Source organism: Botrimarina sp. (genome assembly GCF_040219535.1).
Lineage (GTDB): Bacteria > Planctomycetota > Planctomycetia > Pirellulales > Lacipirellulaceae > Botrimarina.
On record NZ_JAVJSH010000028.1, the window covers coordinates 1 to 24,115 of the forward strand.

A 24,115-nucleotide genomic window follows, 5' to 3' on the forward strand; every position below is an offset into this window, starting at 1 on the left:
ATCCTTATCGCCGCCGGGGTTGTCTTTCTGGATGTAGAGGGTGAGAGATCCGTCCTCGCCCTTCTTCATGTTCGGAATCATCGGTGAGTTGATGAGGTAGCGGTTGATCGGGTTCTCGATCAGGTACTGGGTTTTGCCATCATACATCGTGACCGACCAGAAGGCATTCACCGGCGGGTACTGACCTGCGGGGAAGGTGATGGTGTAGTTGTTCTTGCTGCAATCGAGCGTCTCGCCCTTGCCGTCCACGCGGGTGTAAGGGTAGGTTGCTTCGATTGCGTCGTTGGCGTAGAGACCGGCCTTGGCGCCTGCGGCACGCTTGAGCCAGTCACCGTTGAAGAATTTCTGGTCGCCGAAGAAGGCTCCGACGTTCCAGTTGTTAATCTTTTTGATGCGGTCGGCGAGATACGTAGTCACTTTCGCGTCGCCTTCCGTCATTGCCTCGACGATAGCCTCCTTGTGCTCTGGCGAAAGGTCCTTGAAATCGAAGGTCTTGTTCGGGCCGATGCCGATGGTCGCAAGCTTAACGCGGATGTCCTTGTCGATGTCCGTTTCCGGAACGTATTCAAGCGCGGCGTCGAGGTAGCTCCAGAAGTTCTCTTTGATGCCTTCGGTGGTCGCCGGACTGAAGTCAATCGCCGGAGCGGCGGCGGGCGCGGGCTGCTTAAGGAAGGCGGAAAGCGGCTCCACTTGGTAGCCTGCCTGGACCTTGATCACGTTCGGCATGTCTTCTGGGTCGAAGAGCTGGGTGCGATAGGCGACGAGGGAGAAGGACGTGGTGGATTGGAAGATCTGCTTGATACCTTCCGGCTTTTCACCGTTCCAATCGGGTCCGACAACCATGTAGCTGCCGGGGTCGTTCCCGGTGGCCCGACTGCCGATGTAGCCGTAGTTGTAGGTATTGCCGTCACACAGCATGACGGCATAGTAGCGGTCCTTCTCGACCTCCGGCACGGTCAGGACGATCGGCTCGGCGCGGAGGTCAAGCCAGGCGAACGAGTAGGGCGTGTCGCTGTTTGGTGTGATGACCGCCGTGTCCTTATAGGTGTAAACGCGCGGCTCGTTCTTGATCTGGTTGAATGGCGCTTTGAACTGGCTGCTTTCCTTGTCAACGGCATATTCATACATCACGGCGTAGTTCATCACGATCGGCAGGCCGTAAATAAAGCCCTCCTCAGCGATGATCTTGGCTTCCGCTGGAGAGGGGGCTGTTGATGTTTCGGCGGCCTTCGCGGTGTAAGTGAGCGAGACGGCTGCGAGAGCAGCGTAGGCGATGGTGTTTGGTTTCATGCTGGTCATTGGATGATGATGAATGAGTCTGCTGACTCAGGTTCACGGGATTAACTTCGCCATCCGGTCGATGGGGGCTTCGGTCAGTCGAATTGATACTTGTAATGAGTACGAGATCGCCTGCCGTTTGTCTGGTTTGGAAGCTGCGAACCGCCAGCCCGCCCCTGCGATATTAATTATAGCTCTCTCTTCTCGCTCCGGACATCACCTAGAACTCTCGGCTTGCCGGACGACTGCACACGTGGTCCACTTGCTAGAAGCCAACTCTTGAGAATCGCGAACTTCAGAGGACGCCTCCTCCGCTAGGATCGGAGGATTGCCTTCGTGGTGGTCTCGCTACCGCGGCCAGGTCGCGATCTCTCAAGAGCTCGTCGGTTGGACCACCACCAGCAAGCTCGCCGCCCCGCGAATCTGCTGAGGTCGTCCGTCGGCTGGGACACCGCCAGCAGTTGGGCGAGACGGCATGGGGGTCTAGCCAGCCGTTCCGAATCTGCGTCGGTGGACATCACCTCGGCGCCGAAGCCGATCCTACGGGGCGATCGGAACGCCGTCCGGCCAAGCTGCGTAAAGCGGCAAGCGGCTGCTCGAATCGGCGAGGCCTCCGAGACGCTTCGATTGAAGCGCACGATCCAAACGAAGGAGTCGGCTCAGCCGCTGCGCGCTTTGATCCCCGGTTCCGACGGGCGCCAGGGGTAGCCCCGCCAACCGCGATTGTCGCGAACCGCGACCAGAAAGATCGCCGCGAGGCCCGGCGCCGTAGTCGACGCTGGTTCGGGGACCGATGGAATGGCGACGGATCTCGGTCGTGCTGACGTCGCGCCAAAGTTTTGTTGCCAGACAACGTAGTCGTTTTGGTCAATCCTGCCCGACCCGTCGCCGTCCGCGGCTAGGTCCGCAGTCGATCCGAGAGTGTCCCGCCAAACGGTGTAGTCGGCCGCGTCGACGTACCCGTCGTGGTTGAAGTCGCCGGCGAGTTGCTCGTCGAGGCCATCGACGATGACGCGAAGGGAATCGACGATCGCTTGCGCCGAGCCGGCTCGGCCACGCCAAAACAACCGGATCCCCTCGATGGTGTTGAACGCGCGTGTGTAGTCGGTCCCGCCGAGCTCGATCGTCGGCGTCGCGATCGGCTGAGACCCCACAAGCTCGCTTACGCCTGTTTCGTTAAGCTCATCGAATTCGCCGTCGCCGTCCAGATCGATCCAGAGCTGCTGCTCGAGCGGAGCGATTACGTAGCGGTAGTCGAGAAACTCCTCTTGGGAATACCGCCCGAGGCCCGCGCCGACGACGCCGGGAACCCCCACCTCGGGGCTGCCGCCCGCGGGGTTGTTCGGACCGCCGGGCGATTGGATGAACCCGGGCAGCCAGGTCGCTTCGGTCGCTTCGTAGTTCCCGTCGATATCGGGACCGCCACCGAAGGCCAGGAGCGATTCTTTATTCAGTGTCCGCAGCCGCAGGCTGTACGCCGGCCGAGCCCACGCGGCGCCGTTGTTGAAGGCGAAGTCGCCGACCCGAGCTGCCGGGTGTCCTTCCGGCGTGAGGTCGAGGCCGCCGGATGGGTAGTCGTGGTTCAGTGACAGAACGAATCGACTCCCCTCGTTATGCAAGGGGCGGGTATCCCACTTCGCGGAGAAGTCGATTTTAATCGTGACGCCATCGCCCCGCTGGATCGGCTGCGCGAAGCGGTGATCGATTGCCTGGAACATCCGAGTCTGGTCCGCCCCGAAGCCGATCCGGCTCTGAGACGACCAGTCGAGGGCGACGCCGCCCGACGTCGTGTCGAAGATCGACGCCCCCGGTATACCCGAGTCGTCCCATGCGACGACGGTCGACAGATCATCCCAAAGGCTGAGATCGTCAAACCCATCGTCTAGAACGGTAGTCGCCCGGCAAATACCAGCGAGAGACAGCAGCAGACACGTTGTGACGCCAGCGACTGCGGCTGGCTGTGCGCGTTGTGACATCAAAGAAGAGCGCTAAGTGGAGCGGAGCCCGAACTTGAGGACGTGCAAAGCCGACTTTGAGATGTCGCGTCACGCCGGCTCTGGGCGCGGGGAGGGCCTCCTCCGTAGGAAAATCGCCGAGCAGCGCCTCGGCCTGACGCGTGCGGACGCACGCAGGGGATCGACGCGCTAACGCGATCGGGTGATGACGCTGGCGGGCGGATTTGGCGGCTGAGGAACGCTCGCGGATCGGCTCTCCTCGTGGCGACGCACGGCCACTACTTTTGCGGTTATGGGCGAGGCGCCCCCTTTAGGCTGGCTGCAGCCCAGGCCCGCACTGCTGACAGAACCGCGGCAATCGGCGACAATCTGGCTCCGTGTCGACAATGGTCGGTCTTTGGTCAGCCGTTCGCCGGAGGACGCTCTTCTGACAGCCCAGCTCGAAACCGCGGCATGGCGTGAGCGCCTGTGGGATGTGGTCGACAGGTGCGCTGGCGAGATGGTGACGCTGCGCCGGCAGCTGCACACCCACCCAGAACTCAGCGGTGAAGAGGTGGAAACGACCCGGCGGCTCTGTGAGCTGCTCGAGGGGCACGGTGTTCGGGTGCGGTCGCTCCAAGACGGCCGCGGGCTCGTGGCCGACAGCGCGGACCAGACGGCCCCGAGGCGCGTCGCGTTGCGTGGCGATATCGACGCGCTGCCAATCCAAGACCAAAAGCAAGTTGAGTACCGCAGCCGGGCCGAAGGCGTGATGCACGCTTGCGGGCACGACGCCCACGCGGCTTGCGTCTACGGGGCGGCGCTCGCGCTGGACACGGCGGCGGCGGCCGGAGAACTGCCGTGGCCCGTCAGCTGGCGCGCGCTGTTCCAGCCCGCCGAGGAGACAGCGACCGGCGCCAAACAGATGATCGCCGAAGGAGAGCTCGCGGCGGTGGCCAGCATCCTCAGCCTGCACGTCGATCCAAGCCGACCGGCCGGAGTGATCGGTGTGCGGGCCGAGACGTTTACCGCTCACTGCGACGACCTGCGTATCAAGATCGAGGGGGTTGGCGGGCACGCGGCCAGGCCCCACGAGTGCCGAGACCCGATCGCCGCCTCGGCTCTACTGATCAACTCGCTTTACCAGATCGTTCCCCGCTCCATCGACAGCCAGGATTCGTGCGTCCTGGCCATTACGAAGATGCGTGGCGGCCACACGACCAATGTTATCCCCAGCCACGTCGAGTTGGCGGGCATGGTCCGCTCACTGGGCGGCGACGTGAGGAGCCAAGCCCTCGCGCAGGTCGCCCACCTCGCCGATGGGATCGCTGGACTCACCGGGACCAAGATCCACGTGGAGTTCGGCGCCCATCTGCCAGGCGTGGAGAACGACCCACGGCTTACGGACCTCGTGGCGAGCGTCGCTCGCTCGCTGCTGGGCGCCGATCGCGTCGAGCAAATCGGGCGGCCGAGCATGGGCGGCGAGGACTTCGCTTACTATCTCGACCACGTGCCGGGCATGATGTTCCGGCTTGGCGCGGCCCGGTCCGCGGCTCCGGCATTCGGTTTGCATACCCCTTTGTTCGATATCGACGAACGCTGCCTGCCGATCGGCGCGAAGATACTCGCCGCGGCCGTCGTCGAAGAGAGCAAACCCGACGCGGCGAGGCGTCCTTAGTCCCCCCTCGATCGGGATAAGCTCAGCCCTTCGCGTGAGGGGAGAGAGGCTTGTGCTATGGCGAAGATCGGCTTTACGAGCAACAGCCGCCCCACGCTGGGGGTCGAGATCGAGTTGGGGCTCGTCGACGAGCGGACGATGGCGCTCGCCAACGCGTTCGATGACTTGGCGGCCGAGCTGGGCGACGACGCGGCGGGGGTCAAGCACGAACTCATGCAATGCGTCCTCGAGATCAACACCGGGGTGTGCGAATCGGTTGACGAGGCCGAGGCCGACTTGGAGGCGAAGCTGCGTCGAGTCGAGCGCGCAGCCGACGTGGTCGGCCTGCGGCTGTGGTGGGGGGCGAGCCACCCGTTCTCGCTATGGCGTGACCAACGGGTGACGGTCGACGAGCGGTACCTCGGTCTGGTCAACCTCTTGCAGGAGATGGCCCGGAGGCTGATCACCTTCGGGCTGCATGTGCACGTGGGGGTCGACTCGGGCGACAAGGCGGTGATGATCTGCGACCGCATCATGCGCCACCTGCCGACGCTACTGGCGATGAGCACGAGCAGCCCGTTCTGGGAGGGGCGGCGGACGGGCCTTCAGTCTTATCGGTCGAAGGTAATGGAGGGCCTCCCGACGGCGGGCTTACCGACGCTGATGCGCAACTGGAGCGAGTACGTGTGGCTCGTGAACCACATGGTGGGGACCGGCTTCATCAACACCATCCGCGAGATCTGGTGGGACGTTCGGCCCCATCACAACTTCGGCACCGTGGAGGTCCGCGTCTGCGACATGCCGGGCAACCTCGAGCACACCCTGGCGCTCGCCGCGCTGATACAATGCCTGGTGCGACACTTGTCCGACGAAATCGACAACGGCGCCTACCAGCACGACTGCCACCCGATGATGGTGCGTCAAAACAAGTGGCGCGCCGCCCGATTCGGCGTCGAGGCGGACCTCGTCGATCAGTCTACCCACGAGACGAAGCCGGCCCGGGCGATTGTTTCGCAGCTCACCGAAGTCCTCTCGCCCACGGCCCGCAAGTTGGGCTGCGAACACTGGCTCGCGAAGGGCGAGAGCCTGACGAGGGGTACCGGCTGGTCGCAACGGCAGCTCGACTTGCACGACCAGCACGGCGACCTCGCGAGCGTCGTCCGGCAGTTGACGTCAGAGTCGCGGATCTCAGCGGCCGCCAAAGGCGGCAATGCCGTCTAGTATCGCGTGCTAAGGCGGTGCATCGCCCCGGCTCGAGCCCTCGTCGGTCCCCCTGACAAGGCCGCCGCTTGGCGTCTCGTCCTTCAGCCAGTAGGTGTAGCGTGTCGCGCCGTTCAAATCGCGAAGAAGGTGGCCGCACTCGCAGCGGATCTGCTGTCGACCGTCCGGCAGCATCGGGTCCGCTTGGACGGCGTAGGCGCGACGGCAACCCGGGGCAAACCTCGTCCCGCAGCTGTGACATGGATCGGATCTCCGCGGTGATGAGCGAAACCTCGAGCTCCGTCTCGCCGACCGTCCTGTCAACCCGACCGCGTCGTGTGTCCTGGACTACCTCGTCTTCCCCCCCGCCGTGAGTCGCCCACTTGCTCAGTTCGGAGCTGTCGGCGACAAGCTCCAAGCGCCCCTACGATAGGCGGGCAGGTCAGCCTTCGGCAACGCCCTGGCGGTACAAATCGCTCGCTTGGCTTGGAGGCTCAGCGTGCGAGAGGGGGGTCGTTCGCCTTTGTCAGCGTCACCCACCTCGTGCTCGATACACTGCCTTGCTGGTAGGCCGCAGCAGAAGAGCAAGTGGAAAGATACAAAACGACGAATGGCTCTCGACAAGTACCGCCGAAAACGCCGCTTTTATCGCACGCCCGAGCCGGGGGCCGAGGCCGAAGCCGCCATCGACGGCCCGTTCTTCGTCGTCCAGAAGCACGCGGCGCGTCGGCTGCACTACGACCTCCGGCTCTCCGCGGGCGGCGTCCTCAAGAGCTCGGCCGTGCCGAAGGGGCCCTCGCTCGACCCGCAGCAGAAACGCCTGGCCGTCGAGGCCGAAGACCACCCGCTCGCCGGAGCAGAGCCTATGGGCAGAGCTGTTTGTCACGTGCCAGAGTCTCGCTTCAGCATGCGCCCGCCCCATCCCGTTAGTCTAAGCAACGCAGCGTAGATTCCCCCGACTCTCTTGTCTCACCCAAAGAACCAACCGTCGCGACTTAACGCGATCTGAATGGCATGGTTTGAGGGGGAAGGCAACGGCCGTCTTCGGCCAAGACCTTCTCTTGCAGCCGGCACGCTTGGCAGGCGAACCGTTCCAGCGTGGCGTGTACGGATCTGCGCCGACCCTATCAGCTTGGCTCATACTTCCGAGCAATAGCGCGGATGTGCTCCTGATCGAGCGCTTCCTTGTAGACCCGCACGTCATCGATAACGCCGTTTGGGTAGCCCGACTTTATCTCTTCATTCCGACCGATGTTCCAGTGGAATGGATTAGCGATGATGGTGTCAGTGCTAGCCTGGTGCGTGCTAACCAATTCGCCATCGATATAGGCGCACAAGGAGTCGCCCCGGCAAACCCCGGCGAAGTGTCTCCAAGACCGGTTCCAGTCGTCCGGCAGCCGGAATTCGCAGCTCCCGCGTCCCCACCCGCCAGCGCAGAACTTGCCAACCCAGCGGTTGTTAAATTTGAGCATGTGTTCGCCACCTTTGGTCAGTATGGATGTGCGCCCGTCTTCGTCGCTGGGGTAATACCACGCCATCATGGTGATCGTAGGGCCGGTGACATCCAGGCTGGGGGTCGTGGGCAACTCCACATACCCCTGACGGTTTGGAAACAAACCCAGTGAGTCGACGCCATCGACGTACTGCACCGCCCCTCTTACCACGCCATCGTTGCCGAAGCCTGAATCGTCAAACACGATGCCTTCCTCGTCGCGATCAAAGGTATACCAGGCGGCCAGCGAGCCGTCGGGGCGATCGTACACTTTGGACCTTAGCGGGCTCGAACCCGGCAGTAAGACATCGTAGAATCCGGTCCCGGCCGGCGTGACCGCATACTCCACTCGTCGCTTCTCGCCAGGGTCCAGCGCGATCTCTGGTTGAGGGAACGGCTCGCCATTTAAGTTGATCACCGGGTGAGCGACGCCCCGGTAGCTGCCCGTGTTTCGTGCTTCCGCTCGGATCTCGATCGGTTCGCCCTTGCGTACAAGGGGCGTTGCCGCGACCAGCCGGTAGTCGAAGGTCGTCACGCCCACTTCCCGGATGGGGACGACTTCTACGGGGAGCGTCCTCCCGTCCAAGCGCAGCTCATGTGTGCCGGGCGCATACAATCTCAGGAGCAAACCTTTCTCAACCGTCTCGCCTCGGTCGACGAGAACAAAATCTTCCAGGCGAACTTCCTCGGTTTCCTGCACGACGAGGTGGTACATGCCCCGAGCGCCGCTATTGGCGATCCTGATCGAGAGCTCGAGCGGTTCACCAGAGCGGACCGTTGTGCTGGATGCCGCAAAAGCCTGGATCTCGTAGTGCGGGCTTCCTGGCGTGACGGACGTGGGTAAAGCGTTCTCGTCGGCGGCCCAGTGCGTGTTCGGACGCTCGCCCAGCTCGTAGGCGATCTCCCCGCCGGCCAGGAGGATGTCGTGTGTAAGGTAGGCCTTGTTCCATGTCTCGCCGTTGACCGCTACGGACTGAATGTATGGTCGCTCCTTCGCGTGGTCGCCCGCTCGGATGGTCCAAGTCCTTCCGTCGGACGGCCGGATGATGATTTCGTCAAACAATGGGCTCGTCAGGACGTACTCCGGCGTCCCCAGATTGACCGGATAAAAGCCCATGGCGGCAAGCAAGTACCACGCCGAGGTTGAGCCGAGGTCGTCATTGCCCGGTATGCCACCCGGAGTAGGGAGATACCATCGTTCGAGGATCTCACGCGTGCGCTGCTGAGTCTTCCAAGACCTGCCGGCGTAAGCGTACATAAATGGGTTGTGCCACAGATGCTGATTGTCGTGGATGTAGTAGCCCTCGTCGAAGGCGCGGTCTAGCAGCTCGCAGAAGGCCGAGGCGCCGCCCATGAGATTGACCAGGTCCCTTCCATTGTGCGGCACGTACCACGAATAGCCCCAGGCATCGCCCTCGCTGAAGCCAGAGGCGTCGCACCAGGCGCCGCTTGCATCCCTCGACCTCATCAGCCTGACGCCAGGATTGAACACGTTACGGTAGTTAAATATGCGCGCACTGAGCCGGTCCGCCGTCTCGGCGGCGCCGAGCGCCTGCGCGAGCAGGGCGCCGCAGTGATCGTTGAAGGCGTACTCGAGAGTCTTGGTAACGCTGTTGCGCAACTCGCAGGGCACGAAACCCAACTCCGCGTACTCGGCAAAACCCTCTTCGTAGTAGGGCGGCTCGAGCAGTTCGTCTACGATCGCTCGGCGGGCAAGGTCGGTATCAAAGTCGCGAATCCCTTTGAAGTAACCGTCGGCTATGGCGTTGACGGTATGGTTGCCCGACATCGCGTAGTTGGGCACTAATCCGCTCTTGTCATAGGTCGCTAGCACCGACCGGATCACGTCGCGGTAGACTCGCGGCTCCAGCAACGCCATCAAAGGGAGCTGGGTGCGGCCCATATCCCAGGTGGATATGTTGGTGTACCGGACGAATCCGTCGTCCAGTAAGGGCTCTTCGCCCCGTTCTGGGTAGTCACCGTCGACGTCGGACGCGACCTGAGGGTAGAGATAGGCGTGGTAGAGTGCCGTGTAGAATATCGTCTTGTCGTTCTCGTCTCCGCCCTTCACGGTGATCCGCCCGAGCTTCTCCCTCCAAAGATCGGCTGCCTTCTCAGCGACGACGCCAAAATCCCATACCGGCATCTCAGCGCGGCCGTTCTCGAGGGCCTGCTCGTAGCCGGTGCGGGACACCGAGGCCTGCATCTCAACTGTGGTGTCCAGGTTGTTCGACCCGCCGAAGCTCAGCGTCACCGATCGACGGCTGTCGCCTTCTAGGCGATGCGAGAAGGGTTGGTCGAAGCGGATCACCAGGTAGTATCCCTTGGGCCGAAGCGCCGGATCGACGAACTGCGATTCGCCAGACCGGTAGATGCGTATCTCGTGGTCGGAGACCACGGAGATCTCGTCGATGTCCCACAGGCGCAGGCTTTGTTCTGCTGGGTCATTGTAGGTGATTCGACCCATGAAGCTTCGCGGCAGGGCCGCAAAGGCCACGCCGATGTTCCATTCGCCGAAGGCGAGTGAGTAGAACCCGGGCCGCGCCTCTTCGCGGTGGTGGTCGAGTCTTGGGTGAAGCGAGTCCGTGTCCAACCCGCCAGGCACGGGCATTAGGAAGACGTTTCCGCTGGAGCCGGAGGGCCACCCGCTCATGTGATTCACGAGGGAGAATCCGAACACCGTTTCGTCGCTGTACCGGTAGCCGCGCTTGGTTGTTTGCGGCGTTGGGTGCGTCATGCCGAAGGGCGCCGAAGCGCCGGGAAAAACCTCTCCCTCGGCGTTCCAACGGGTGTAGCCCTTGAAACGATCCGTCCCGATGAGTGGATCGACGTAAGCGTAGGGCTCTGCCGCAGCGCCGATGGCGCCCGATGCCAGCAACCAACTCAGCAAGGCGCTGACACCACCGGCGGTAAATGAGTGCGCTCTCATCGGTTCTATTTGTCTGCGTGCAAGAGGAGATTTGAGCTCGTGCTTTTCGACCAGAGAGACATCTACTGACGATCGGTGGTTGTAAGTTACACCTTCATCAATCAAAGCCGGCGTTCGTGGGCTTGATTGTCACCGGGCGGGAAACATCGGATAACAGCAGACGACTGATATCGCTCGTGCCGACGGACCGCGTTCTTAACTGGCTGCTCGCCCTATCAGACCACCGAGCGTAAGGAACGCGTACGCTCGCCGCCGGGTGAATCTGACTCGAAAGCTCGGCTGACGCGAATCGCCACGATGCGTTGGGCTCCAGGGTCAACGGGTCCCGTCTCCTTCGGATGCCGCCCCACCCGCTGGCGAAGGCGTTTCGGGAGCGTCATGCCACAACGATGAGATCGTCTTTTTGATGATCCTCTCGCAACCGACCGCTGGCGGACCGAAGTGCCTCGTCTTCACCTGTCCGCCCCAGTTGGGAAGCGAGGCGGCCTCGTAGCCTCCCGCCGGGCCCAATCGAAGCGCCTCGTCGACCGCGATGTAGCCTTCGTAGCCGTTGGTGTAGGCGAATGTCATCGTGTGATCGAAGGGGGCGTGCTGATTGATCCAAAGCTCGTACTCGCAGAACATCTCGTGCGGCAGCGCGACTAGGCACCATTGCTGGCCAAGTGACAGCATCGAGACGTCAAGCCGCCGGGGCGGCGGTGAGCCTCCGCGTCGCAAGAGGCGGTCGATACGCTCTAGTTGGGCGATCCGATCGGGATGGTCGGCTTCTTGTGCCATCCACCTGTCTACCTCGTCGGAGGTCGGCAAGGGATGGGACGGCAGGGCCGTTCGCTGTTGCCGGACGTCCAAGGCGTCCGCCTCGATCGTGACGCTGTTGCGGACCGCCTCGACCACGCCGCGGCCGAGCTGTCGCCCTATGTGCAAGGCCCGCTCGTAAGAGCTCCGAAGCGGGTAAGCGTTGACATTGCCGCCGCACCCCTGGCCGAACATCGCGATGACCTCGGGGCCAAGCTCTTCCTTCACCAACGCGACCGCGGCGCCAGGGAAATCCGCGCTGATCCTGTTGGTTGTGTGGGGGATCACCACCGGGTGGGCCGCGGTTTCGAAGAGGACCGTCGAAATCTCATCTCGACCAGTCGGTTTCGCCACCAGGACATTGACCCAAGGCACGCTCGGACCCTCGCGGTTCACTTGCATGACCACCTTTTCGCGAGCCGGGTCCCATTTCCTTCGATTGAACCCCACCTCGACTGTCGCACGGCCGACGCTCAGCGTGACGGGCTCGAGCCGCGACCGGGCGGCCGCCACGATACCGATGATCGCGTCGAGCGTTCCATCGTTCCAGCGAGAGCCGTAGTCGTTCGACACGGCGCTCTGGCCGCGGGGGCCGAGGGCTGCCGACGAGTGGCTGTGGCTGAAGTTGATCAGCGTGTTGTCGATACCGGTCCGTTGGCGGATCTCTTCTCTCAACGCGTCGCACGCTTCGAAGCTGCCGAGTATCAGATCGAGACAAACGATCGCGACGCAGCCGCCGGCGTCATCCTGCAGCACTACGCACCGCGCAAAGAGGGGATCGTGCACCCCTTCGCTCTGGCGAAAGAAATGTTGGATCTCTAAGCCAACCGGCGGTGTGATCTCGGCTTCAGCGGCTCCGGCGTGAATTCCCGCCCGCACTTGCCCGCCGATGAGCCCAAAAACGAACAGCCCGACGACAGAGGCAACCCGTCCCGGACTTGCAGGCCTTCGATCTCTAACCATGCGTCGTGTCTCCGTGCTTCGCGACCTTTATGTGACTGCTTCGATGCGTTGAGTTGGCTCGTCCGGCGGACAAGCCGGCAGCGTCTGCGTCAGTGAGACGGTCACAGCTAAAGCCGTGGGCTTGCGGACCGCTCGCCTATGCGCGTTGGTCAACCAACGATTCGCGCACACAAGGTACCACGTCAGCCACCCGTATGCGAATCGCGACAAGAGCAGGCGCCGTGACCTAGGAGTTCCTGGCCATCGTCTTGCCATCGACGGCGCGACGGCCGAACCGCCAAGGCGGAAGACTTTGTAGGGCTGCTCAACGACCTGCGGCTCGAGTTGGGCCGCAAGCTGCGCGTCGTGTGGGACAACCTTGGCGCGCACGGAAAATCCGAGAACTTCTTCCGCCAGATCGACTGGCCTCATGCCCGGTTCCACCGGCTGCCCCCTTACGCCCCCGAGCTCAACCCGGTCGAGCACGTTTGGTCGACGAGCAAGTGGGGCCCGCTGGCGGGCGCCCCGCCGGACAACCCGGGCCAACTCAACGGAACGCTCAACGACGAACTCACACGGCAGGCGACCGAACAACAAATCCTCCGCCGCCACTTCCGATGGGCAAGACTCGAACTGCGGAAAGTCAACTTACTTGTGCATAAGTCAATAAGGGCGCCTACCCATCCGGCGACTAATTCACGGCTAATGACCCGTTTTAGCAGGGGTGTCAGAGAATCTAATCAGTCCGTGGCGTCGAAGAACCCGAAGGCGTAAAGAGCCAGCCCCGCGCCCCGGGCGCCGCCTCGCCCCCTCTGGAGGCCTGCTTTTCCGCTCGATCAGGTCCTCGCCGAGCCTAATTTGGTCGCTCACAGGGCTTCTCCGGGGCTTTTATGGGCCTCTCTGCACCCCGCCAGGGTAACCACCCCGCGGTGGTAGTAGTAATAGCCAAAAAAAGGGCGCCGCTTCGATATCTAACCGTCGGTGTGCGGCCCGCCGCCCCCCGTGGGCCGCCTGGCGGAGGACCCGTTGTGTATTCACACCCGTCCCGTCGCCCCGTCGCGAGCATGTAAGGCATTGTCTCCCGTGTATTTCCGTCGATAGTGTGGGCGTGCGGCGAGTGTATATCTCGCCCGATTCACACTCTCACGCGAAGGGATACACGTAATGCGAAACGCACGCTTCTGGACCATTCACAACGGCGCCCCCGTCAAGCTCACGCTGCGGCCCGGCCAGCAGCTGACGCATGCCAGCGGCGGGGCGTGCGAGGAAGGCTACGCCTGCGAGTTCACGCTGTGGGTGCACGACGCGGATCACGCTTGCGTGACGCGCTGCTGCGAGTCGTGGGGCACGGATTGTGACGGCGGCTGGGACCGGAGCGACGACAGCATTGCCGCGCTCGACGCGCTCGACGCGCTCGAGCCGTGCGGCGGCTTCCCCGAGCTCCGCGGCCTGCGCTTCCCCCGCTGGCAAAGGCTAGATGGTTGGCAACGCGACCACGCGGCCGAGCTCGCGGGCTACTGAGCTCGCCCAGGCCGGCCGGCGCCATCGCGAGCGGTTCAACTCCGCCGCGGCCCGTTGTTGTTTCTCGCTCGCCACGTCGGCGGGCGCCGTTTCTCTCTGTTAGGAGTTCTACCGATGGCCGTTATCACCACTCCCGCCGCCGTCTACGCCAACACGTACGCGCCGGTTGCCCCGCCCGCGGAGTCGCCCGCGCCCGACGCGCTCCGCGTTACGTGCGACGGAAAGGCGCTACTCGCCGCGCTCCGCGTGGTCTGCGCTGTCACGCCGAAGCGACTCCCGCCGAAGAGCAAGCGGCCGGCGCTGAAGTTCTGCCGGCTTACCCTTTCGGGCTACTCAGAAGCGGAGCTCTTCGCCACGGACGGCGTGACGTCGCTTCGCGTGCGAGTCGATGGCGCCGACGTCGCGACGGCCGGCGAGGTGCTGCTGAATCCGCACGAGCTCGCCCGGTTCTGCCGCGACTCAAAATCCGCGACGGTCACAATCGAAGCGGCCCGCGGTCGCTTGCTCGTGCGGGGCGAGCACTGCCGCGCCGAGTTCGACGTTACCGAGTCGCCCGACGCGCTGCCGCTGCCGGACACGGGCGCCGAGTTCGGCCACGTAGTTGTGGCGAACGATACGCTTCGCGACGCCATCGAAGCGACGCACCGCGCGACCGACGACGAAACGTCACGCTACGCGCTCGGCGGGGTCTGGATCGGCCATCACCGCGACCGCGACGGGTCCGATAGCGTGTCGTTCGTCGCGACCGACGGGCGCCGCTTGCATTGGTCCCGCACAAACGGCGCCGCGGCGAGCGAATTGTGGCCGCGGGCCGATTCGACGATTCTCCCCGTCAAGGCGGCGAAGCTTCTCGGCAAGCTTCTAAAGCTGCCGGGCGCCGGTTCGCGCGTGTCGATCGCCCGCACGGCCAAATACGTAAAGGCGACCGCGGCCGGCTTCGAACTATCGACGCTCGCCTTGGAAGGCCGCTTCCCCAGCTGGGAGGACGTTATCCCGGCCCGCACGGCGCCGCCGGTCTTCACCGTGGAAGCCGGGCCGTTCCGGGCCGCTGTCAAGCAAGCCGCGCTAACCTGCGGCGATCGGCCGTGGGTCGACTTCGCGTTTGTCGCGGAGTTCGTCGAGAACCGGGCGCCGTACCTTGCTTGCGAGCTCACGCGGGAAACGGAAGGCGGCGAGTCGAGCGCCCGCGTCTACGTCGCGGGCGCCGATAACTGGCCGAGCGACTCGCCGCGGCTGGCCGTGCGGTTGAATCCCGGCTTTGTGGCCGACGCGCTGGCGCCCTGCGCCCCGGGCGAGCTCGTGACGTTCGAAGTTATCGACGGCGACTCCGCGGTGATTATCCGGGCCGCGTCGCTCACGGCCGTCATTATGCCGCTCGCCCGCGACCGCTAGTCCGCCCCGCGTGGCGAGCGTAACGGGCTAGCCCGCCGGCGGGAGTCGCGCCCCGCCCCGCGCCTTTGCTTTCTGTCCGGCCCGCGTCGATTCTCGGCGCCGGCTTTCCTTTGAATCGGGAGACTACCCGTGAGCGCTGAAAGTCTGCGCGCTGTGGGCGAGAATGCTCACCGCGCCATTGTGGAAATGGTAGCCGCGTACCAATTGGATTGGGGGCGGTTAGAAGATCTTCGCGAAGAAAGCAACGCGTACAGCGAGGAGTGGTGTGAGCGAGCGGCCGAGCTCCGCGACAATCCCGACCGCGCCGCCGAGCTCCGCGCGCTTATGCTGCGCACGTGGGCGACCGACAATCCCGACGACGCGGCCGAGCTCGCCGAATTAGAAGCGGCCGCGGGCGATTGCGAGTCGTGGGACGATGCGGCGCAGCGGATCAGCGAAGACCCGCTGTCGCTCCGCATATTCGGCGAATATGCCAGCGGCGCGTGGTGCGCCACGAGTTATGAGATTCTCCTAACTACCGGCGGTCCGGCCGTGCGGATTGTGGGCGAGCTCGACAGCTACGGCGAAGCGGAGTCGGCCCGGTTGGAAGTTCAAGACTGGGGCGAACCGTGGACAGAATACGCGGACGCGGATAGCGACACGCCGCTGGCCTACTGCGCCGCGCTCGGCCAGCTGTACGCGGGGGGTGACCAATGAGTCTCACCGAACAACAAGCCGAGCGGATTAGCGCGCAGTGTCGCAACGGCCGAGAATGCGTCGTGCGCTACTTTCAAGGCCAGCCGATTCTTGAATGGTTCGGCGACAGCGCGGCCGCGGGCGAAGCGTATCGGCGCCAGCCGCGGGCGGAGCTCTTCCGCCACGGATTTTGGGTCGCCACGCGCGACTACACCACGCATTTCTGGGACGGGGCCGGCATATGACCACGACACGCCTATTCGGCCGCGCTATGCGGCTACTGTCGGCGCCCGCGACTCCGCCCGCGGTCGCGCAGCGTCGCTTGATTGCTTGGCTACTGCGCGACGTCGCCCGCCGCATTGAAAGCGGCGAGCCGATGCCGCGCGTCCGCCTGACGCGGGGGGGTGACTCGTGACCCCAACCGAGCGCGTTTTCTACTGGCTCGGCGTCGCGGGTGTTCCGCTCGCCTTTGTTCTGCTGCTATGTCACCTCGCCGCGCAGGCGCTCGCCCGCGGCGCTTACTAGGGGTCTGCTATGACGCTTCACGAGATAGGCCGCGGCCGCGCAAGCGACACGGCCAGTTTTCGCGCGCCGCCGTTCCACGCGGGAGCGGACGGCGCCCGCGTCGCCGTTCACGAGCTGCGCACGGATAGCGGCGCCGTTGTGGCGCAGCTGGCCGCGGTTCTCGACAACGGCGGCGCGGAGTTTGTGCGAGCGCTACGCGGTTGGCTGTCGGCGCTCGAGCAAGCGCAGGGCGACCTAGGGTCGGTCGATTTTGACCGGTTCGGAAATCCAATCTAGCCCGCCCCGCGTCCTAACTACCGACCCCCTCGGCGCCACGGCGCCATAACCCGAAAGGGATAAGCCTATGCATTCCCCCGATGCCCAACAATCGCACGCGCTCGCGTTCGAAGCGCTCGAGCTGTACGGCGCCAGCCGCGCCGTCGATATGCGCGGCTTGCACCACAGATATAGCCCGCAGACGGGCCGGCTGGCGCTCCGCGCGGCCGCGGCCGGGTCGCTCCGCGCGGCCCGGTCGCACTGCCGGGCGACCGCCCGCAAGGTGTGGCGCCGGCATGCGCCGCAAGTCTGCTACTCGCCGCATAGCCCGCCGTAGCGGCCTGCGCGACAATCTAAAGCGACCGCCCGCCCGCCCGGCCGATATGCCGCGGCGGGCGTTTCTATGCGCTCACGCGCCCCGCTGCGGCCCGCTGCGCCGCTCCCGCCTATCCGGGCGACTCTCACGCCCGGCGCCGCTCCCGCCCGCCCGGCGCCGCTCGTGGCGCTCTTCTCGGCCGAGCTCGCCCGCTAGCCGCTCCCGCGGCCCGCCTACGCTCCCGCCCCGCCTAGGGCGCTCACGAGTCGCCCGGGGGCGCTGTCGGCCCGCACGCGGCCGCGTAGGGCGCCGCTGCGCGCTGCCGGGCCGAGCTCCCGCGGTCCGGCAGGGGCGTTTCAGGTTTTCAGGGGCGTTTCAGGCTATCCGGGCCGAGCTCCCGCCGCCGTTCCCGCGGCGGGGAAGTGTCCAGTCCGCCCCGCCGGCCCGGGCCGCTCAAAAAAGCGGCAAACCGCACGGGCGACCGCGCAGCTTGCCTAGTCCCCGCCGGCCGCCGAGAAAAGCGTTTGCACGATCGGCCCTCGCGCGGGGCCTCGCGTGGGGAGTCGAGGGCGGGCGCGTGGTCGCTCGAGGGCGTGCGCCCGCATAACGCGAGGCTTAGAGATTGACTCCAAAATGCCAGCGGTTTTGGGGCGGGAAAGCGGCGCCCGTCAGTGATGCGTCTGGCAATCGACTCGGCAATCGGAAGGTCGACACCCAAGGGATTGGCGCGCTCGAGCGGGTGCGCGTCGACGCGGTGGCGAGCAAGTGGCAGATCGGCGGGATGACATCACTTGCGCCCCGGCTCCCCGCCTCTAAGTCTCATCGCGCTTGTGCTCGCGACCGTGCTGCACAACGTCAGCCGGGTCGGACCACCGCCAGGCGCAGCCGCAGGGGACACAGCGGTTCAGGAGGTCGCCTGCCCGGTCGACACGCCAAACGTGGCGGTCTGGATTGGTCTCGCCACACTCCGGGCAGCCACCGACACCGACAGGAGCCGCTAAACGCCGGGGTTTAGGAGGTTGTGTCGGTGTCGGTGACCCGTCGGTGATCCATCTCGCTAGTGGCTCGGCGTAGTGCTTGATCAGCCCGAGGTCATCCTTGCGGAGCGGCCCCCGAGTGGGGGTGATGTTCAACCGGCCATCGACGACGCGCCGATTTATGCCGTTCTGGGCCAGCAGATTGTCCAGGATCGCCAGCACCTCAGGAGTCGGGGGTTGGAACTTCACAGCTCCACCTCCTGCCCGACCGGGACGCAGCCGTCGGTCCCGTCGGAGAACTGGTCAAAAGCAGTTTCTCGATTCGATTGGCCACCGACACCGACAAGACCCTCTAAATCCCGGGATTTGGGAGGTTGTGTCGGTCTCGGTATGGCCTTCAGGGCGAATTGGCGGGTAGGCGGACCCCCATTCGGATTGGTCTCGAACGGCAACCACTCGCCCCGTTTGGCGGCGGCGATCTTGTCGAGAGCCTTGTCGACGGCCTCGGCGGTGGTGAAGCGGGTCAGGTTCCGCTGCACGTCCCGCGGCGTGACCACGCCCCCCTTCGCCTCGATCCAGGCAACCAGCCGCTCATCGACGGCGGGGCGGGCGTCGGGGCCGCCGCGCCGGTAGAACCGGGCCGCCTCATTCTTGAACCAGCGAGCAAGCTCGATGCCGCGCGTGATCATGTCCTCGCTGATCTCGTCTGCGTCGGGGTCCTCGATCAGTTGCATGACCAAGGCGAGCCGCGCGGCGTAGCCCTCGAGCTTGGCGTGGGCGGCCCGCTCGGCGTTGCCCAAGTCGAGGGCCTCGAGGCCGTGCTCGTTGACGAACGTGATAAACCGCTTGCGGGCCCCGGGCGACAATGGAATCCGGTGAGGGTAGGTCTCCCCCTCGGCGTCGGTCGCGAACTCGAGGTCCAGAAGATCAGCGAACCGCTCGGCGTAGCGCCGCTGCGACGCGTCGCTCACCTCCCGCTCAGACCATTGTTTGACCTTCAGCGGGGGCGCGGCCATCAGCAGCCGCGCGGCGAACCCGGAATGGGTGTGCTCGCCGTGTAGGACCTTGGCGAGGATCTCGGGCTGGACCGTGCCCGACACGCTCACCGCCGCGTGTGGCACGTACAGCGACTTGCCAAGCCCCGCCCGGTTCACCTTCATGTAATCGCCGCCGTGGGCGCCGATCCAGTTCTGGGCGTCGCCGCCCCCGCTCTTGTACGTGTCGAACGACAGGACCCACCCCGCCAGCTCGTCGCGCTCCAGGACCGCGCCGCGGGGGTTGTTGTTAAGCAGCCGGATCATGCCCTCGATCGTTGCGTCGCTCGTGATGAACTCGATCTCGACAGGCTTCTCAGGCGCTTCGGGGGGCGGGCCGCCGTCCTTAGATTTCTCCCACGCCTTCAGGTCCCTCTTGTGCTCCGCCTGAAGCGATTCATACGCCAGCACCTGATCTTCGTACTCGCGGCGTGCGCGGCGTTGATGGGCAAGCAGAGGCTCGAGCACCACCTTGCGGCCTTGGCTCTTGACGCCGCCGCTCGGGTGGATCAGCACACACCACAAGATCGCCGGCTCGGACCAGCCTTTCTTGACCTGGGCAACGCGGGTCGCGCCGATCGCGCCGGCGCAGATCGCGAGCCCGGGCAGGCCGACCATCGACTCATCGCAACCGATCGCGGCGGCCGTTTCCTGCACGAGCGAGCGGAGCGGATCGGGTAGGTGGTGCGTGGGGAACGGGCGCCACTCCGGCGGCGGCGCAGGCGGCTCTTCCGGATCGGGCGGGAGCTCCCCCAGCGCGGGGTCGACGTTGAGCAGGGACTGCTTATCGCCGTAGCCGAGGCGCAGCAGCTCCTTAGCGGCGGCGCCGTGGTCGCGGTCATGGTTCAGCCGGGCGAAAGCGTCGAACTTGTTGTGCGTCGAGCACCTCCCCCCGGTGGTCGGGCCATCGAACGGCCACGCGTTTGTGGAGAACACACACAACAGGTCGCGACCTTCTTCGCTCACGTTGCCCGTCGTCGCCGACACTCCGATCGACTTTTGGGGCCGGCGCCAGAGTTGGCGGTGACCACTGGCGCCTACGTGTTGCCAGCCGTGGGGCTCGAGGATGTCGGACCAGCCGACGCGCTCGTAAGCGTCGCCGGGCCGCTCGCCCTCCCACTCGCGCGTAATTACCTGCTTGGTGGGCGTCGACTCAACCACGGGCATCTGGTCCAGGGACCGCGCGGCGAACATGATCGCCTCGCGCTCGTCGGGCGTAATCTTCGGCGCCTCGAGGATCGGAGGCCCCGCGAACTCCACGTACTGCCGGCCGGTCGGGTGGCAGACGCCGGGCGTGCCGGGCGCCAACGTGTAGCCGTGCGAGCCGCGGGTCTCCACCAGTGTGACAGGCCCCCCGCGGCGCCCCTCGGCGGCGGCGGCGTCGATCTCTTCTTGCGTCGGCGGACGCATCGCGAGTTTCTGATTCCCTTCGACCACGTCGCACCGATAGAGGACGTGCTTCCCCGGTCGCGGGGTCTGGATGACCGTCAGCTTCGCGGCGAGGCCGGGGCGTATTTGTTCGAGCGTCTCAACGAACGGCTCGTACAGGTCGCCCTCGTCAAAGTCGACGATCTCCGAGTTGCCGCTTGCGGCGCCGTGGATGATCGCCACGCCGCAGCCCGCGCCCTCGCCCTCGTACCAGCCGCGGATAACGTCCTCCGACGCGGGCTCGACCGTGTACGGCTCCCATTTCCTAATGGCAGGCGCCTTGCTGCCGTCCGTGCGGATGGGGATCGGGCTGAACCCGGCGCGCCGGTAGGCGAGCGCGTAGTCGACCGGCTTCGGCGGCGAAGCTTCGTGGCCGTTAATTCCGCGAGTGGACGATTGTGGTATCATCGGGGATCCGTGTTCGTGCTCGGCTGCGATTGCCTGTCGGCGCCGAGGGCGAGTTGTGAACGAGAGCCCCCCGCCGGGTTGCAGCCCGGCGGGGAGGGCTCGATATCGATGCAGGTGAGTGATCAGCTGCGATTCCGGGCGAGGTAAGCGAGCAGTTCGCTCTTCTCGTAAGCGATCCGCCCGCCGGCGCGGGTGCCGACGATTTCGCCGCGGAGCCGAGCGTCCCTCAACTGATGAGGCTGAAGTCCAAGCAACGCGGCTGCCTCCGGCTCGAGGTAGGCGAGCCGGTCCGACTTCTGGAGGTCGATCTCGGCAGCCGTTGCCTCGGCGAGGATTTCGCGGACCAGGTCGCGTAGGTCGTCCTTATCGAACGTTACCTGCACTGCTCGCCCTCCAACTCGCGGGCGATCCGCTTGGCGTCGATTTCATCGATCAGCCGGCCGACAGCGTCCGAGGCGGCCTGATTGAACAGCCGGTAGTGACCGGCCCGACCGATCGGCTTGATGCCCCGAGAGCGGATTAGGTAGGCCACGCGGTCCTTGTCCGCGTGATGCTGGCGGGCGATATCGCCCAGCGTCAGGACAGCCATAGCGGGTTTGCGACTTCAGGCCGACGGCGACACCCCACTGCGTGGGTTCCGTGTGCCGTGTTGGCCGAAGATTCAAACCGAGACGTCCGCCGGCGCAACGTTGCGCGTGATCTCAGCCGGGCGAAATTCCGTCGGACTCGGGGATTTCGCGAGAAAGAATTTCTGGGTCAGGCGACGTGGCGCAACGTTGCGCGAACTTTGCGCTAGAGTTCGGCATCGAATTGCCTCGACTTCTCATCCACGAGTGGGAGGAGGTCGTCGTAGCGGTAGACTGCGGCACGACCTACCTTGCCTGCCTTCTCAATCTGGGCGCGACTTAGGTCGTAGCCACGAATCCCGAAACGCTTCTCCGCCCATTTGGCCGTGCAAGGCTCTCCGTCGGGCTTCTTGTCAGCTCGGCAGTCCTGCGGGACCGATTCCTCGGTCCATTGCGGCAGCTGCTGGGCGGCATCGCTATCTGAACCAGCTCCTTGTCCGAGCAGCCGCATCGCCTCCGCCGAGGCCGCGAAGAGGTTGCACCGAAGCACGCTGAGGTACTGTCCGGATACGGGCAGGCAGGGCCGATACGAGCGGCTCGGAATCCAGCCGCCAGGCAGGCAGTTCGCGCGTACACGGCGTCGTATCAGCTCAGCGGGCCATCCTCGGTGCGCCGTGAGGAAGGAGTCCGTGGGCTCCCTCCATGCGACTTCGAACAGCGAGTGCAACCAAGTTGCCACACCGGGACTTGCGTGCCCAAGGATAGCCGCTGCATCCTCTGCAAGCCGACGGAACTCTGCCACCGCGTCCATCGCCGCGGCGCGACCTTCGGATGTGTACCAGTCGTCTGCGCTTTGACGACGCGACTCGGGGGCGCCGAAAGGCGCCCACGCAACGATTCGCCACTCAAAGTGCGGCTCCGAGTTGATGCCCATCGAGAGCGACTCACCGTACGTTGACCAGTAATCTTCCGGCTCGAGCAGGCAGAGGCCGCGGCTTAAGATGGCCCGCATCTCTGGGTGCTTTGTCTCGGCATGAAGAAATCGCGCTTGCAGCGTGTCGAACGCCGATTCCACCGCAGACCTCCTTGCTTCGAAGCGAGCCCGGCTCCCCGCCAGCGCCGCAAGGAGAGGACGCGGGCGGGGAGGCCGACGCGGTGATCAAGCCGCTGGCTCGGGGTCCGGTCCGCCGTCGCGGGCCGGTGGCGTGATTGTACGGGAAAGGAGGTCTGGCGAAGCTAGCCTTATATCGAAGTATACCGGAACTTCGGTATACTTTGGTAAAGACTCCGGCCTTCCTGCCCCTGTGCGGTTGCCCCTATGAATCCGCTGGCTAACCCCTACTCGCCGGGTGCCGGTGCGCCACCGAGGGAGCTCGTCGGACGCGATCCAATCCTGCAGCAGGCGGAAGTCCTACTGCACAGGGTTAAGCAAGGCCGGCCCGAGAAGAGTCTGCTGCTCACCGGGTTGCGTGGAGTAGGCAAAACGGTGCTGCTTAATGAGATCGCTCGAAGAGCGGTCCCAATTGGCTACCAGACAGCGGAAATCGAGGCGACCGAGTCGCGGTCGCTCGCCGAGTCGATCGCGCCAGCCTTACGCAAGCTTCTCTTCACTCTGGATCGACTCGAGGGTGCCGGCAACGCCGTTCGTCGCGGCATGGCCGTCCTGAAGAGCTTCCTCGATGGCTTTCGCGTTGAGGTCGGTGAGGTAACAGTCGGGCTCGACATCGATCCCGAAAAAGGGTCTGCCGACAGCGGAGACCTTGAGGCTGATCTTCCGGAGTTGATCGTAGCCGTTGCTCAAGCGGCCGCTTCGCGAGGACAGGCCGTCGCCGTCTTGATTGACGAGGTCCAATACTTCAATAGCACGGAGCTGTCGTCGCTGATCATGGCGATGCACAAAGTCCAACAGCGTCAACTGCCGTTGGTTCTCATCGGCGCCGGGCTGCCAATCTTGCCCGGGTTGGCGGGGGAGTCGAAATCGTACGCCGAGCGACTCTTTGGCTTCCCTGACATCGGAGCGCTCAATCAGGCCGAGGCTGCAGCCGCCTTGCGGGGCCCAGCCGAATCTGAGGGCGTCGGCTTCGAGGACCGCGCTCTTGAAGAGGTCTTCCGGGTGACGAACGGCTACCCCTACTTCGTGCAGGAGTGGGGCTACCAGGCCTGGAACACTGCGGAGTGCGAGCCCATTTCCGTGGCCGTCATTAAGGCTTCGACGCACACCGCGATTGAAAGGCTGGATCAGAACTTTTTTCGCGTCCGCTTCGATCGCTGCACCAACGGCGAAAAGAACGTCCTCAGGATCATGGCAGAGCTTGGCCCCGGGCCTCACCGGATCGGTGACGTTGCTGACAAGAAGGGGGTCAAGGTAACTAGCCTCGGCCCCGTGCGGGCAAAGCTCATCCGGAAGGGCATGATTTACAGCCCAGGGCACGGCGAGTTGGGCTTCACGGTGCCTCTGTTCGACGACTTCATGCGGAGGGCGATTCCAGATTGCCCGTAAGGGCGCATCGATTGAAACCCGCCATAAACCCGCCACGCGGCCCCGATAACGCCCGATCGCGGCCGATTGCCGAAACGAAAAACCCCTACGAATCCTGGGGGAAACGTAGGGGCGTGTAGACCGATGTAGGCCACTCGCAAGATTAAAAGTCCGGTACTTGTTTACCGCCCTCGCGCTATTGCGCCCTTGTTTGAGTGGGTCTAGCTTGGGTGCATGGACGCCCGCGGACCCGAGACGGACTGCCCGAACTGCAAGCGGCTCGAGCGAGAGGTCGCGGAGCTTCGTGAGGAA

18 protein-coding genes and 1 pseudogene are annotated in these 24,115 nt (G+C 64.7%); 11 read left to right on the plus strand and 8 right to left on the minus strand.

The window, feature by feature from the left end; translation table 11 throughout:
- Together RIC11_RS16075 and RIC11_RS16080 are read right to left on the minus strand one after the other, a co-directional pair.
- Positions 1-1,290: DUF1254 domain-containing protein (locus RIC11_RS16075; RefSeq protein ID WP_350213111.1), on the minus strand; the 1,290-nt coding region annotated here is incomplete at its 3' end.
- 647 nt (positions 1,291-1,937) lie between these two features.
- Positions 1,938-2,996 carry a hypothetical protein gene (locus tag RIC11_RS16080; RefSeq protein WP_350213113.1) on the minus strand — a complete coding sequence of 353 codons (1,059 nt, stop codon included), beginning with the start codon at positions 2,994-2,996 and terminating at the stop codon, positions 1,938-1,940.
- Between the two features lie 736 nt (positions 2,997-3,732).
- Between RIC11_RS16080 and RIC11_RS16085 the strand changes: the two genes are divergently transcribed.
- The 3 genes from RIC11_RS16085 (at position 3,733) to RIC11_RS16095 (ending at position 7,018) form a co-directional block, all read left to right on the plus strand.
- A complete protein-coding gene (locus RIC11_RS16085; RefSeq protein ID WP_350213115.1) occupies positions 3,733-4,890 on the plus strand; it encodes a M20 metallopeptidase family protein in 1,158 nt (385 codons plus the stop codon).
- Between the two features lie 57 nt (positions 4,891-4,947).
- A complete protein-coding gene (locus RIC11_RS16090; RefSeq protein WP_350213117.1) occupies positions 4,948-6,090 on the plus strand; it encodes a carboxylate-amine ligase in 1,143 nt (380 codons plus the stop codon).
- 589 nt (positions 6,091-6,679) lie between these two features.
- Complete coding sequence (locus RIC11_RS16095) at positions 6,680-7,018, plus strand: DNA polymerase ligase N-terminal domain-containing protein (protein ID WP_350213119.1); 339 nt, start codon at positions 6,680-6,682, stop codon at positions 7,016-7,018.
- A gap of 178 nt (positions 7,019-7,196) precedes the next feature.
- On the opposite strand, the gene RIC11_RS16100 is transcribed toward RIC11_RS16095, so the two are convergent.
- Together RIC11_RS16100 and RIC11_RS16105 are read right to left on the minus strand one after the other, a co-directional pair.
- Positions 7,197-10,595 (minus strand): GH92 family glycosyl hydrolase, encoded by a 3,399-nt coding sequence (locus RIC11_RS16100; RefSeq protein WP_350213121.1) that lies wholly within the window; start codon positions 10,593-10,595, stop codon positions 7,197-7,199.
- Positions 10,596-10,805: 210 nt separating this feature from the next.
- Positions 10,806-12,248 carry a hypothetical protein gene (locus RIC11_RS16105; protein ID WP_350213123.1) on the minus strand — a complete coding sequence of 481 codons (1,443 nt, stop codon included), beginning with the start codon at positions 12,246-12,248 and terminating at the stop codon, positions 10,806-10,808.
- Between the two features lie 285 nt (positions 12,249-12,533).
- Here RIC11_RS16105 and RIC11_RS16110 point away from each other — a divergent pair.
- The 7 genes and pseudogenes from RIC11_RS16110 to RIC11_RS16140 all read left to right on the plus strand — a co-directional run.
- Positions 12,534-13,001, plus strand: a pseudogene (locus RIC11_RS16110) (transposase); the annotation flags it as partial.
- Between the two features lie 390 nt (positions 13,002-13,391).
- The gene (locus tag RIC11_RS16115; protein ID WP_350213125.1) at positions 13,392-13,748 is read left to right on the plus strand and encodes a hypothetical protein; all 357 of its coding nucleotides are present in this window, start codon (positions 13,392-13,394) and stop codon (positions 13,746-13,748) included.
- Positions 13,749-13,862: 114 nt separating this feature from the next.
- Positions 13,863-15,140 (plus strand): DNA polymerase III subunit beta family protein, encoded by a 1,278-nt coding sequence (locus RIC11_RS16120; protein ID WP_350213127.1) that lies wholly within the window; start codon positions 13,863-13,865, stop codon positions 15,138-15,140.
- Positions 15,141-15,320: 180 nt separating this feature from the next.
- Positions 15,321-15,836 carry a hypothetical protein gene (locus RIC11_RS16125; RefSeq protein ID WP_350213129.1) on the plus strand — a complete coding sequence of 172 codons (516 nt, stop codon included), beginning with the start codon at positions 15,321-15,323 and terminating at the stop codon, positions 15,834-15,836.
- Complete coding sequence (locus tag RIC11_RS16130; protein ID WP_350213131.1) at positions 15,833-16,060, plus strand: hypothetical protein; 228 nt, start codon at positions 15,833-15,835, stop codon at positions 16,058-16,060. The genes RIC11_RS16125 and RIC11_RS16130 overlap by 4 nt, the downstream gene beginning before the upstream one ends.
- Before the next feature lie 289 nt (positions 16,061-16,349).
- The gene (locus RIC11_RS16135; protein WP_350213133.1) at positions 16,350-16,616 is read left to right on the plus strand and encodes a hypothetical protein; all 267 of its coding nucleotides are present in this window, start codon (positions 16,350-16,352) and stop codon (positions 16,614-16,616) included.
- Positions 16,617-16,683: 67 nt separating this feature from the next.
- Positions 16,684-16,932: a hypothetical protein gene (locus RIC11_RS16140; protein WP_350213135.1), complete on the plus strand. Its 249-nt coding sequence runs from the start codon at positions 16,684-16,686 to the stop codon at positions 16,930-16,932.
- Between the two features lie 1,201 nt (positions 16,933-18,133).
- Here RIC11_RS16140 and RIC11_RS16145 read toward each other — a convergent pair.
- From RIC11_RS16145 to RIC11_RS16160, 4 genes are all read right to left on the minus strand, one after another.
- Positions 18,134-20,758 carry a DUF3987 domain-containing protein gene (locus RIC11_RS16145; RefSeq protein ID WP_350213137.1) on the minus strand — a complete coding sequence of 875 codons (2,625 nt, stop codon included), beginning with the start codon at positions 20,756-20,758 and terminating at the stop codon, positions 18,134-18,136.
- A gap of 122 nt (positions 20,759-20,880) precedes the next feature.
- Positions 20,881-21,141 (minus strand): helix-turn-helix domain-containing protein, encoded by a 261-nt coding sequence (locus RIC11_RS16150; RefSeq protein ID WP_350213139.1) that lies wholly within the window; start codon positions 21,139-21,141, stop codon positions 20,881-20,883.
- A complete protein-coding gene (locus RIC11_RS16155; RefSeq protein WP_350213141.1) occupies positions 21,132-21,347 on the minus strand; it encodes a hypothetical protein in 216 nt (71 codons plus the stop codon). The genes RIC11_RS16150 and RIC11_RS16155 overlap by 10 nt, the downstream gene beginning before the upstream one ends.
- Positions 21,348-21,550: 203 nt before the next feature.
- Complete coding sequence (locus tag RIC11_RS16160) at positions 21,551-22,399, minus strand: hypothetical protein (protein ID WP_350213143.1); 849 nt, start codon at positions 22,397-22,399, stop codon at positions 21,551-21,553.
- Positions 22,400-22,642: 243 nt separating this feature from the next.
- On the opposite strand from RIC11_RS16160, the gene RIC11_RS16165 reads away from it, so the two are divergent.
- Complete coding sequence (locus RIC11_RS16165) at positions 22,643-23,824, plus strand: ATP-binding protein (RefSeq protein WP_350213145.1); 1,182 nt, start codon at positions 22,643-22,645, stop codon at positions 23,822-23,824.
- Positions 23,825-24,115 lie beyond the last annotated feature (291 nt).